Below are 13040 nucleotides of genomic sequence, written 5' to 3'. Positions count from 1 at the left end.
AGACCTCCATTCCATTATTTTGTGGAAAGGAGGTCTTATTAGTATCGCCAATAAAATAATAGAGCAAGGTTGCCCTAGAATGGATAGGATTTTAGGGCAACCTGTTATTAATTCGGTGCAAAACGGCTAAGCCAGTTACCGATAATGGGAATCCGTCTTAATTCCTCACGAAGAGCTAGGCCAAGTAGTACTGTCACTGCTCCATAAAAGAGTGCAGTTATTAAAATCGATAAACAAGTTTTTAGTAATAATGGCTGCTCTTGAAAAGCGTAAGTAGATAGGAGGTAGCCGAGCCAAGCGGAAGCAGCAATTAATAAAACTGATTTACTTATGAATTTAACGTCTAACGTAAAGCTAATCGTTTTTACAATTGAAGCAAAATGAAGAAGTGTAACTAGAATAAAACTAATGACAATCGCGAGCGCTGCTCCCATTATTCCAAATTCAGGCCGCGATGCTAAGACAAAAATGGCTGCAATTTTTATAACGGCTCCAAATAAACTATTCATCATAGCGGCTTTTGCTAAATCAAGGGCTTGTAATGTAGCTTGGAGTGGTCCTTGGAAATATAAAAATAACGTAAAAGGCGCCATTATTTTTACATAAGATGCCACCGTAGGAGCATCGTACATTAATGTCATGATTGGTTCAGCAAAAATATAGAGAACAACTGCTGAAATCCCCCCAGAAATTAAGGCGATTCTTAAAGCTTGCCCTAGTCTATGGTGAATTAATTTATATTGATTTTGGGCAGCAGCTTCACTTACAGCTGGTACTAGTGAGACAGAGAGCGAGTACGTAATAAATGTTGGTAATAGGAGAACTGGAATAACGAAGCCAGTAAGCTCTCCATATTGACGAGTCGCAACAACAGTTGCAACACCTGCTAATGCTAGGCTTTGAGCAACAACGATCGGTTCGAAAAACAAGGAGAGTGACCCAATAAGGCGACTTCCGGTAGTTGGTAAAGAGATTCTCATTAAGTCGTTAAAGGTTTTCTTGCCTTCTTTTAAATGAGCAAAAAAGTCTTGTCTAATTCTCAACCTCTTGTTTCGTTTAAACATGAAGAACATGTACATAAGTGAAGCGAGTTCCCCGATAACAACGGATAGCATCGCACCCGCTGCAGCATACTCAAGGCCTAACGGTAAAAAGGCAGTTGTCATAATTGCTACGAGCGTTATTCGAACGACCTGTTCAATGACTTGAGAAATAGCGGTTGGCTTCATATTCTGACGACCTTGAAAGTAGCCTCTCATCACTGAGGAAAGTGCTACGATAGGTACGATAGGTGCGATTGCAATGAGTGGGTAATAAGCTCTTGAATCCGTTAAGAAGTAATTAGAAACAAGGGGAGCAAAACCAATCATCGCAATTGTGAAGATGATACTTAGTACACTCGTGACAGATAATGAAACGACGAGAATTCGTTTAATTCGAAGACGGTCTCCGATAGCTTCTGCTTCGGCCACTAACTTAGATATAGCTACCGGTAAACCGAGTTGTGTCAAGGTAATAACGAGTAATAAAGTTGGAACAGCCATCATATAAAGGCCTACTCCTTCAGCTCCCATAATTCTCGCCACTACAATTCTATTAACAAATCCTAGAAGTCTCGTAACGAGACCTGCCATAATCAAAATAAAGGTACCTTTTAGAAAGGTCTGCTTTGACATAGAACGGCCCTACTTTCGTAAAAAAATGATGGATATTTTCTGTTATTATCTATATGCTTAGTAATGGGTCAAGCATGACAAGTAGTTTATGAGATGCTCGAAAAGCTCTAGTGTTGTCTAAACTAAATAACTGACAACGTTAAGAACATCGGTTTTGAAATTAATAAATAAAGGAGAGGAAAGAGAGTTGAAGGAAACAATTCAGCAGTTTGTTTTGGATCATTTTGGTTTTTTACCACAAGAGGCGTTGGTAATGTTTATTTCAGCACTTCCGATTCTTGAGTTACGTGCTGGTATTCCAATTGCAGCTGCGTTAGGGTTAACTGCGACCGAGGCATTTTTGTATGGAATTATTGGAAATATCCTTCCTATTATTCCGATTTTATTATTGTTTCGACCAGTAAGTAAATGGATGTTACGCTTCTCACTTTATAAGCGTTTTTATGATTGGTTGTATAATCGAACCATGAAAAAGAGTAATAATGTTGAGAAATTTGGAGCTATCGGTTTAATTTTATTTACTGCAGTTCCACTGCCAACAACAGGGGCTTGGTCAGCAAGTTTAGCAGCGATATTATTTTTCATACCATTTCGCTCAGCTTTTATAGCGATTTCAACAGGAGTGGTAGTCGCTGGTGTTGGCGTTACTCTTTTTGTTTACTCGATTTTTTAAACAAGAGGTGTTGTGAAAATGAATGAAAAACAACAATTTGAAGTGTGGAAAAGCGAGGTGGAACCTGCTTTACAAAGTAAGGTAGATGAGTTCCACTTTCTAGGCTATGACCGAGCTAAAAAAGAAGAAATATGGGATTGTGTTTTATATCGTCTTAGAAAAAAGAAAGAATTCATCCACTTACATGAATTTGTTAATCAAATTTTAAGATTAAAGCCGCAAGATTATATGACTTGGCTCACAGTTAATGCATATAAAAAGCCAGAGGACTGGTTTGCTTCGTTTGAAAGTTAATAAATGTTTACACCTTAAATTGACAGGAATTTTCATTGACAGATATAATAGGACTATTGTATACGTGAATGCTTGTCCACTAAAGAAAAGGTGTCGTACGAGGGCACTGAAAAAGGGTGATTTTCCCTTTTCGATGCCCTTGAAGCAACGTGTGAAGCCATTGCTGCTTCTTAGCGTGACTTTCAAGGGGTTTTTCTCAGTGCCCTCTGTCGTACTACTTTTTTTAGAGGCAAGCATCATTGCGTTAAATGAAGGAGGCTTTCTAGAAACATGGTGAAAAAAGGACGGATAGTTGCTTTTTTTCTCATCGTATTTATCCTTGCGGGTCTCATTAGCCAGACTGTTATGGGTGTTACGAAAGAAATTAAGCTCGGACTTGATCTTCAAGGTGGATTTGAAGTTTTATATAACGTTAAATCCATAGTTGATGACGAAGAAATTACTCAAGACACATTGAATGCAACTGTAGCTGCACTCAACCAGCGTGTCAACGTTATTGGTGTTTCCGAACCAAATATTCAAATAGAAGGCGAAAATAGAATTCGTGTCCAGTTAGCAGGGGTAGAAGATCAGCAGACTGCGCGTGAATTATTAGCAACGGAAGCTAATTTAACGTTTCGTGACGTAAATGATGTTGTTTTATTAGATGGAAGTGATTTACAAGAGAACGGCGCAAGTCCATCCTTTAAAGAAAACACGAATGACCCTATTGTAACGTTAACTCTAAAGGATGCGAAACGTTTTGAGGAGGTAACACGGGAAATATCCCAAAGACCAGAAGGGGAGAACCTGTTAGTTATATGGCTTGATTTTGAAGAGGGTGTAGATTCTTTTGCTGAGGAAAGATTTAAAGAAAATCCAAAATACTTATCAGCACCTCGTGTAGGACACGTTATCCCATCACGAGATGTCATGATCGAAGGTAATTTTGAAATTGAAGAAACTAGAATTATCTCAGAAGTCCTAAATGCTGGTTCATTACCTGTGAAATTAACTGAGGAATACTCCAATTCAGTCGGTGCTTCTTTAGGTGAACAGGCGATGCAGAAAACGGTATATGCAGGATTTATTGGAATCGCATTAATTTTTGCTTATATGATTTTTTATTACCGTTTTATGGGTATGATTGCTGTGATTACGTTGAGTGTATACATCTATCTCGTTTTACTCGTTTTCGATTGGATGAACGCTGTATTAACACTACCTGGTATCGCAGCACTTATATTAGGTGTCGGGATGGCAGTCGATGCAAACATTATTACGTACGAACGGATCAAGGATGAAATTCGCTCTGGTAAGTCCATCATGTCTGCTTTTAAAGCTGGTAGTAAACGTTCGCTCTCAACAATTCTTGATGCAAACATTACGACGATTTTGGCTGCATCGGTGTTATTCTTTTATGGGACAAGCTCGGTTCAGGGCTTTGCGGTAATGTTAATTGTTAGTATTTTGACAAGCTTTATTACAGCAGTATATGGTTCAAGACTTTTACTCGGATTATGGATTAACAGTCGAGTATTAAACAAAAAACCACGTTTGTTTGGCGTAAAGGAAGGTGAAATCAGTGAGCTTTAATTTTGCAAATCGCGATATTGATTTCGTGAAGCATCGGAAAAAGTATTTTATTTTTTCAAGTGCCTTCGCTTTACTCGGGGTTATTCTCTTGTTAACGTTAGGATTAAATTTAGGTATTGATTTCGAAAGTGGTTCAAGGATTGAAGTTCACTCAGCGGAACCATTAACAGAACAACAGGTTCGAGATGATTTTGCGCAAATTGGTGAAGGGTTTAATCCAAATGATGTGACCCTCGCTGGTGATCGGAATGAATATGCAACTGCTCGTTTCGTTGGCGTCTTGAAATCAGATGAAATTTCGCAAATTCAGACCTTCTTTTCTGAAAAATATGGTTTCGAACCAAGTACGAGTACGGTTTCACCGACAGTTGGAAAAGAGCTGGCACGAAATGCTCTTATATCAGTGCTCATCGCATCAGTTGGGATAATTATTTATGTTACGATCCGATTTGAATTATTGTATGGAATTGCTGCTATTGTTGCATTATTGCATGATGCGTTTTTCATTATTACGATCTTCAGTGTATTGCAAATAGAGGTTAATGTTCCGTTTATTGCAGCAGTGTTAACGATTGTCGGTTATTCAATCAATGATACGATTGTTACCTTTGACCGCATTCGTGAAAATATGAAGTTTGCAAAGAAAGTGAAGACGTTTGACGATTTAGCTAATATTGTTAATACGAGTCTTGTACAGACATTAGCTAGGTCGATTAATACAGTATTAACTGTTATATTTGCTGCTGCAGCAATTATGGTGTTTGGTGGGGAAGCGATTCGTTCCTTTGCATTTGCCTTATTAGTTGGTCTAGTAGCTGGAACTTATTCGTCAATGTTTCTTGCTTCACAGCTTTGGTTAATATGGAAGCATAAGCAGCTGGAGAAGATGAGCTTTAAAAGCCAGTCCCAACCAGAAAGTGAACCGACTTCGTAAGGGAATAGGGCTGTCTCAAAGCTAAAAGCGTGCACAGCAAATGAGCGTTCGCTATACGGTGAGAGCCCCAATCATCGTAATGCTTTTAAAAGATGTAGCGACTACGCTCATTGCAGGCTGTGCCAAAAGGTTAAAGAAAAACCTTTTGGCACAGCCTCTTATTCTTTGTCATTGAAATCATTCGCACTGCATAGCTTGGTCTAGTTATTGGTAAAATAAAGAGGCTATCTATTGGAAAAAGAGGTGTTGACGTGGAAGAAACAGATATTCGTTATCGAAAAGTGCGTTTTGCAGCTTGGGTTGGGATTATAGGAAATATTATATTAGCGATCATAAAAGCAGTCATTGGAATCATGGCGAACAGTCGAGCCTTGATTGCAGACGCCGTACATTCAGCATCGGATGTTGTTGGTTCGGTCGTTGTCCTAATTGGCGTTCGGGCGGCTAAAATGCCTCCAGATGAGGATCATCCCTACGGACACGGAAAAGCTGAATCGGTTGCGGCGATTATTGTTGCTGTTCTTCTTATCATTGTTGGCTTTGAGATTGCGTTAAATGCAGTTAAGTCTTTCTTTGAACCAGTTCAAGTACCAAAAATTATGGCAATCTATGCTGTATTATTTTCAATAATAGTAAAAGAATTGATGTTTCGATATAAGTATAACTTGGGTAAAAAGTATAAGAGTGAAGCTTTAATGGTGGATGCTTGGCATCACCGCTCTGATGTATTTTCATCTGTTGCTGCATTGATTGGGATAGGTGCAGCGGTTTTAGGTGGCATGTTGAATATCTCTTGGCTCGTTTATGGAGATGCTCTAGCAAGTGCTTTTGTAGCAGTACTTATTGTGAAAATGGCATGGAGTTTAGGAAAGCAGTCGATTCATAATGCCCTTGATCATGTACTACATGAAGAGGATACAATGGAGATGAAAAAGGTAGCTGCCGAGGTCGAGGGAGTATTAAACATCGATGAATTTCTAGCTCGTGAGCATGGGCATTATGTAATTGTTGATATTAAAATTGCTGTTAATCCAGAAATAACAGTAAGAGAAGGACATGCAATTGGGAAAAAGGTAAAAGAAAGACTTTTAGAGGAAAAGCAAGTTCAGGATGTTCTCGTTCACATTAATCCATATAGTGAGAAGCGTCCTACTTAAAAGAGAGGGGGAAAGATATGAGAGGGCAATGGGGATTAATTTTAGGTTTAATTGCTGCAATTATCATATCGATTTTTGCTATTATTAATGTTGATGCTGTTCGAGTAAATTATTTATTTGGAGTTGCTGAATGGCCATTAATTCTTGTGATTTTAGGTTCTGTACTCATGGGTGCAATCATTGCTGGTGCATTGGGAATGGTCAGGTTTTATCAATTAAAAGCTGAAATAAGGCGCCTTAAGATGGTAAAAGATAAGCCAGATGTGGAAATAAAAGAAACAGCCTCTGAACGAGAAGAAAAAGAGAATAAGGAAATTGAAAAAAACGAGATAAATAACTAACATATTCTATTCATTGTCACCCCTTGACTGCTCCTGTATAATAGGATGGTCAAGGGGTGTTTTTATGCTAAAACCTAGGGCTAGATGGAATATACAGGAACAAGATAATAAGAAAGTAGAGACGCTTGTAGAACATTTAAATATTGTCCCACTTGTAGCAAAGCTACTACTTAATCGTGGCATTGAGACAATAGAAGAAGCAAAAACGTTTCTTTACAAAGAGAATATGGATTATCATGATCCGTTCTTACTTGATGGTATGCAAGAAGCAGTTGCGAGAATAAGACAAGCGATTGATGATAAAGAGAGAATCCTTGTTTTTGGGGATTATGATGCTGATGGTGTTAGTAGCACAGCAGTTATGGTATATACACTTCGCTATCTCAAGGCTGATTTTGATTATTATATTCCCAATCGTTTTACTGAAGGCTACGGACCAAACGAGCCAGCTTTACGCAAAGCCAAGGAAGATGGCTACAGTCTAGTAGTAACAGTAGACACTGGAATTTCTGCTGTACATGAAGCTGCTGTAGCAAGAGAAATTGGTTTAGACTTTATCGTAACCGACCATCATGAAGCGCCGCCCGTTTTACCTGATGCGTATGCGATAGTGAATCCGAAAAAACCGGGCTGTACGTATCCTTTTAAAGGTTTGGCAGGAGTTGGGGTTGCATTTAAGGTTGCGCATGCATTATTAGAGCGGGTTCCAGTTGAACTGCTTGATATTGCAGTTATTGGTACGATCGCGGATTTAGTTCCACTTGTTGATGAGAATCGTCTTATTGCTAAAGAGGGCTTGTTTGCATTACAAGAATCAGAGAAGCCGGGATTAATAGCATTAAAGAAAGTTTGTGGGTTTGGTAGTGAAATGATTCAAGCTGACCATGTCGGGTTTGGAATTGGTCCTCGAATCAATGCTGCTGGTCGACTGGCAGCTGCGGATCCTGCTGTAGAACTTCTAATTACCGATAATCGAGATGAAGCAAAACAGCTTGCTACGAACATTGATGAATTAAACAAAGAACGACAAGGGATTGTCAATGGGATTACAGAAGAAGCAGTCGCAATGGTGGAACAATTTTATCCTCCAAGTGAAAATCAGGTTTTAATTGTAGCAAAAGAAGGCTGGAATCCTGGGGTTATTGGAATTGTGGCATCACGGTTAGTTGAGCGGTTTTATCGCCCGACTATTGTTTTAAGCATTGATAGCCATAAAGGCGTAGCAAAAGGATCAGCTAGAAGTATTGAAGGCTTTGATATGTTTGCAGAGCTTTCGAAAAATCGTGAAATCCTTCCTCATTTTGGTGGACACCCGATGGCAGCTGGGTTAACAATGAAAATTGATGATGTTGATATATTAAGAAAACGGTTGAACGAGCAAGCGATGGAAGTGTTATCAGATGAAGATTTTATTCCCGTATCAAATATTGATTTGGTTGCTGATATCGAGGAATTATCATTATCTGTGATTCAACAGCTTGATGAACTTGCTCCATTTGGTGTAAGTAATCCAACTCCGAAGGTTATGCTAAATGGTGTAAGCCTTGCGCAGATACGACGAATTGGCAGTGAATCGAACCATTTAAAAATTAATTTCTCTCAAAATGGGAATACGTTAGACGGAATCGGTTTTCATCTTGGACATTTACAGGATGAAATGTCTTCATCAGCGAAAGTTTCTGCAGTTGGAACACTGTCCGTTAATGAATGGAACGGGCATGTTAAGCCGCAAATCATGCTCGAAGATTTAGCTGTCGATGAATGGCAGTTATTTGATTGGCGTAGCATTCAAAAACATAAAATAGTGGACAGGCTATCCTCTTTACCAAATGAAAAACGCATGCTAATTGCATTTCAGCAGGAAACCGTTAAAAGACTTCAGTTAGATGAATGGACGATTACTCAACCGGAATCGATTACTCAGTTGCAAGGGAAATATGCCGTTTTCCTCGATCTACCAAGTGAGAAAGAGCAGTTAACAAAATTGTTCGTAGGGGCAGGAGTACCGGAGCGAGTGTATACCGTTTTCCATCAAGAAGAAGACTCGTTTTTTACGAGCGACCCTAATCGAGAACAGTTTAAGTGGTTTTATGCTTTTTTAATGAAACGAAAATCGTTTGATGTGAAAAACAAAGGACAAGAATTAGCGAAGTATAAAGGATGGTCACCAGAAACGGTCGAGTTCATGGCACGAGTCTTTTTAGAGCTTGGGTTTATTACGGTTGATCAAGGAATGATTATCGTTACAGAAAGCCCAGAGAAGAAACGCTTAGAAGATTCGACCACGTACCGTAGAAAAAAGGCACAGGCCCAATTAGAAAATGATTTTGTCTATTCTTCCTATGCCGAGTTGAAAATGTGGTTTGACCAGGCAATGGAAGAAAAAAATGAAAAAGAACAAGTACTCAAGGAGACGGTGTAATGATGGATTTTAAAAAATATATTACGATTGTAGAGGATTATCCAAAAGAAGGAATTCGCTTTAAAGATATTACAACTCTGATGCAAGAGGGAGAAGTATATAAAGCAGCAATAGATGAAATGGCTGCTTTTGCAAGCGAAAAGGATGTAGATGTCGTTGTCGGTCCTGAGGCTCGTGGGTTTGTCATTGGTTGTCCAATTTCTTATTCGTTAGGGAAAGGCTTTGTACCTGTTCGAAAAGCAGGAAAGCTTCCGCGTGACGTAATTTCTGTTGATTATGGCTTGGAGTATGGTAAGGATAGCTTGACAATTCATCGTGATGCAATCAAAAAAGGGCAGCGTGTTTTAATTGCCGATGATTTATTGGCAACGGGAGGTACGATCGAAGCAACGATCAAGATGGTTGAAGAGCTTGGTGGAGAAGTTGTCGGCATTGCTTTTATGATCGAACTGGGTTATTTAGATGGCCGTGACCGTTTAAAAGACTATCATATTTTTTCGTTAATGACCTATAATTAAGTTAAAGGTGCTCACTTTAATGAGCACTTTTTGTGTTATATTGGTTGAAAAGGTAAAAGAAATGATTTGAACCATGTAAATTGCTTTATTTCCCTTTACATAGGTGAGAAACTTAACGATAATATAAAGAAATATTGAATCGTAAATAGGTGATTCCATGACCATAGAACAAGTGATAGAAAAAGCGAGTCGTTATCTAAATGAAAAGGATATCGCTTTTTTAGAAAAGGCATATGAATTTGCGGAAAAAGCTCATAGTGGACAATACCGTAAATCAGGCGAACCGTATATTTTGCATCCGATTCAAGTAGCTGGGATTATTGTAGGGTTAGAACTAGACCCGAATACAGTAGCGGCTGCCTTTCTTCATGATGTCGTTGAGGATACGGACGTAACTGTTGAAGAAATCGAGCGTGAATTTAATGACCAAGTAGCACTCCTTGTTGACGGTGTTACAAAGTTAAAAAAGTTTAAGTATAAATCTAAAGAAGAGCAGCAAGCAGAAAATCATCGGAAAATGCTTGTTGCCATGGCGAAGGATATCCGAGTTATTTTAATTAAGCTTGCTGATCGGCTCCATAACATGCGTACGTTAAAATATATGCCTCCTGAGAAGCAACGAGTAACGTCGAATGAAACGTTAGAAATTTTTGCTCCGTTAGCTCATCGACTTGGGATTTCAACAATTAAGTGGGAGCTTGAAGATATTGCACTTCGGTATTTAGATCCACAGCAATATTATCGTATTGTTAATTTAATGAAACGAAAAAGAGCGGAACGTGAGCAGTACTTATCTGACGTTATGAATACGATTAGTAACAATTTAGAGGACGTCCATTTAAAAGCAGAACTATCGGGGCGCCCGAAGCATATTTATAGCATTTATCGTAAAATGGTTTTGCAAAATAAACAATTTAATGAAATATATGATTTATTGGCAGTGAGAATTATCGTAAAGAATATTAAAGATTGCTATGCGGTTCTTGGGGTAATCCATACGATTTGGAAGCCGATGCCTGGACGATTTAAGGACTATATTGCAATGCCAAAGGCGAATATGTATCAATCGCTTCATACGACTGTTGTAGGGCCATTAGGAGATCCGCTTGAAGTGCAGATTCGAACGGAGGAAATGCACCGAGTTGCTGAATTTGGGGTGGCTGCTCACTGGGCGTATAAAGAAGGGAAAGCTGTATCAACTAATAATAAACATTCCTTTGAAGATAAATTAACATGGTTTCGTGATGTCATTGAATCTCAAAATGATACGAACGATGCACAAGAGTTTATGGAATCATTAAAAACAGATTTATTTTCAGACATGGTCTTTGTCTTCACACCAAAAGGAGATGTTATTGAACTTCCGCGTGGCTCTGTCCCGCTTGACTTTGCTTATCGAATTCATAGTGAGATCGGAAATCGCTGTATTGGTGCAAAAGTGAATGGGAAAATGGTAACTTTAGATCATGAACTAAAAACAGGGGATATTGTTGAGGTGATGACCTCAAAACATTCCTATGGACCGAGCCAAGATTGGATTAAAATTACTCAATCCTCTCATGCTAAAAATAAAATCAAGCAATGGTTTAAAAAAGAACGCCGGGAGGAGAATATTTCCAAAGGCCGTGAGATTGTTGAAAAGGAAATTAGACAGCTTGATTTTAATCCGAAAGATGTTCTAACTCAGGAGAATATCGCGCAAGTAGCTCAAAAATTTAGTTTTGCCGGAGAAGAGGACATGTTTGCAGCTGCGGGCTATGGAGGAATTAGTGCGAAGCAAATTGTCAATCGCTTAACGGAAAAGCTAAGGAAACAACTCGATCAGGAGCAAGAAGAGCAATCATTAGCTGCTGCGTTATCAGATGTTCAAACAATAGCACCAAAAAAGAAAACAAATTCAGGCGTACGTGTAAAAGGAGTCGATAATTTATTAATTCGACTATCACGTTGCTGTACCCCGGTCCCTGGTGACGACATTATTGGCTATATTACAAAAGGCAGAGGGGTCTCTATTCATCGAGCAGATTGCCAAAATGTAAAGAATGAGGAAGCAAAGGGGCGACTTTTACAAGTCGAATGGGAGGGAGACCTGCAACCGAATAAATCATATAACGTTGATATAGAAGTAACGGGTTATGATCGACACGGACTTTTAAATGAAGTATTACAAACTGTTACCGAATCACGAACAATGATAAATGCGGTCTCAGGTCGTTCCGACCATCGAAATAAAGTAGCAACGATTCATTTAACGATTTCCATTCATAATATCGACCACCTTCATAAGGTCGTCGAAAAAATAAAACAACTTCGAGACATCTACTCCGTCCGAAGAATTATGCACTAGGCGACACGAATGTGGCGCCGGCAGCCGACGGCAGGAGGCTCCGGTTTTTAACTAGGCGACACGAATGTGGCGCCGGCAGCCGACGGCAGGAGGCTCCGGTTTTGCACTAGGCGACACGAATGTGGCGCCGGCAGCCGACGACAGGAGGCCCAAGGTTAAAATAGCAACGATGTAGGTTTAGAGGTGAAACAAATGCGGGTGGTATTACAACGTTCAAAAAAAGCAACAGTTACAGTAAAGGATGAGGTAGTTGGACAAATAGAGAAAGGGCTGGTCCTTCTTGTCGGAATTACTCATGAAGATACGAGTGACGATTTAGAGTATCTTGCAGATAAAATCGTGAATCTTCGAATTTTTGAAGACGGTAATGGCAAGATGAATGATTCTCTTCTAGATGTTGGCGGACAGATATTATCTGTTTCACAATTTACGTTATACGGTGATTGTCGAAAGGGAAGACGTCCTAATTTTATGGATGCAGCAAAACCAGATGTTGCAAGTGAGTTGTATAACAAGTTCAACGACGTTCTCCGTCAAAAAGGGGTACAAGTTGAAACTGGTACATTTGGGGCGATGATGGATGTGTCACTCATAAATGATGGGCCCGTAACACTCATTTTAGAAAGTAAATGATGATGGAAACCAAAAGGATTGTTTTATCCTTTGGTTTCCATCTTTTTTTTTGTATTGATGAAAGAAATTAGGAAATTTGGTCATGCTAGTAGTACAACACTTGGAAGGAACGGTGAATATGAACAGTAGCATGAATCAAAAAATGCATCAACAAGCATCACAACCTTTGTTTCAGGTTGATTTTCATAGTTTTATGGAGAGGGAAAACATGCAAAGCAATTTTGAACTAGCGACTGAATTTGGTTTATCGCTACGTGATGTAAAAGTCTTGAAACATAAATTATCACGTAATTGAGCTATTGACATGTCGTGAATTCATTCGTATGATAATAAACGATAAACGAATATTCAACAATTCCGGTGAGAAGGCAAAGTAATCAAGAAAACAGAATTTTAAGAGAGGAGAGGTCGTGGCTGGGAGCCCTCCATTTCTGACTTGGTGAACAAACACCTTTGAGGAGTTTTTCTGA

Annotated in this window: 12 protein-coding genes and 1 other annotated feature (1 of these 13 cut by a window edge); of the genes, 11 read left to right on the top strand and 1 reads right to left on the bottom strand. The window is 39.1% G+C overall.

Going from position 1 to position 13040, the window contains the following annotated elements:
* Positions 1-107 precede the first annotated feature (107 nt).
* Positions 108-1676, bottom strand: coding sequence for a stage V sporulation protein B (gene spoVB / locus B1R93_RS03760; RefSeq protein WP_088102624.1), 1569 nt, complete (start codon positions 1674-1676; stop codon positions 108-110).
* 187 nt (positions 1677-1863) lie between these two features.
* Here spoVB and B1R93_RS03755 point away from each other — a divergent pair, with 187 nt between their 5' ends.
* The 11 genes from B1R93_RS03755 to B1R93_RS03700 all read left to right on the top strand — a co-directional run bounded on the left by B1R93_RS03755 (position 1864) and on the right by B1R93_RS03700 (position 12865).
* Positions 1864-2349, top strand: a complete 486-nt coding sequence (locus B1R93_RS03755; protein ID WP_245308181.1) for a COG2426 family protein — start codon at positions 1864-1866, stop codon at positions 2347-2349.
* A gap of 18 nt (positions 2350-2367) precedes the next feature.
* Entirely contained in the window at positions 2368-2643 is a 276-nt protein-coding gene (locus B1R93_RS03750) for a post-transcriptional regulator (RefSeq protein ID WP_088102623.1), read from the top strand.
* A gap of 270 nt (positions 2644-2913) precedes the next feature.
* Positions 2914-4218, top strand: coding sequence for a protein translocase subunit SecD (gene secD, locus B1R93_RS03740; RefSeq protein ID WP_088102621.1), 1305 nt, complete (start codon positions 2914-2916; stop codon positions 4216-4218).
* Positions 4208-5152, top strand: a complete 945-nt coding sequence (secF, locus tag B1R93_RS03735) for a protein translocase subunit SecF (protein WP_088102620.1) — start codon at positions 4208-4210, stop codon at positions 5150-5152. The genes secD and secF overlap by 11 nt, the downstream gene beginning before the upstream one ends.
* 251 nt (positions 5153-5403) lie before the next feature.
* Positions 5404-6309, top strand: a complete 906-nt coding sequence (locus tag B1R93_RS03730) for a cation diffusion facilitator family transporter (protein WP_088102619.1) — start codon at positions 5404-5406, stop codon at positions 6307-6309.
* Positions 6310-6326: 17 nt separating this feature from the next.
* Positions 6327-6650, top strand: coding sequence for a LapA family protein (locus B1R93_RS03725; protein ID WP_088102618.1), 324 nt, complete (start codon positions 6327-6329; stop codon positions 6648-6650).
* A 64-nt stretch (positions 6651-6714) separates the two neighbouring features.
* Positions 6715-9072, top strand: a complete 2358-nt coding sequence (recJ, locus tag B1R93_RS03720) for a single-stranded-DNA-specific exonuclease RecJ (RefSeq protein ID WP_088102617.1) — start codon at positions 6715-6717, stop codon at positions 9070-9072.
* 2 nt (positions 9073-9074) lie between these two features.
* Entirely contained in the window at positions 9075-9590 is a 516-nt protein-coding gene (locus B1R93_RS03715; RefSeq protein WP_088103394.1) for an adenine phosphoribosyltransferase, read from the top strand.
* A 157-nt stretch (positions 9591-9747) separates the two neighbouring features.
* Positions 9748-11937, top strand: coding sequence for a RelA/SpoT family protein (locus B1R93_RS03710; protein WP_088102616.1), 2190 nt, complete (start codon positions 9748-9750; stop codon positions 11935-11937).
* Between the two features lie 192 nt (positions 11938-12129).
* Positions 12130-12570 (top strand): D-aminoacyl-tRNA deacylase, encoded by a 441-nt coding sequence (dtd, locus tag B1R93_RS03705; protein WP_088102615.1) that lies wholly within the window; start codon positions 12130-12132, stop codon positions 12568-12570.
* 82 nt (positions 12571-12652) lie between these two features.
* Complete coding sequence (locus B1R93_RS03700; RefSeq protein ID WP_088102614.1) at positions 12653-12865, top strand: hypothetical protein; 213 nt, start codon at positions 12653-12655, stop codon at positions 12863-12865.
* Between the two features lie 56 nt (positions 12866-12921).
* Positions 12922-13040: a binding site (T-box leader), on the top strand (it continues 108 nt past the right edge of the window).

The sequence above is a fragment of the Halalkalibacter urbisdiaboli genome (assembly GCF_002156385.1).
GTDB classification, from domain to species: Bacteria; Bacillota; Bacilli; order Bacillales; family Bacillaceae_D; genus Halalkalibacter_A; species Halalkalibacter_A urbisdiaboli.
The sequence above is the reverse complement of the archived record's forward strand: the minus strand, read 5'-3'. Positions and strand labels throughout refer to the sequence as shown.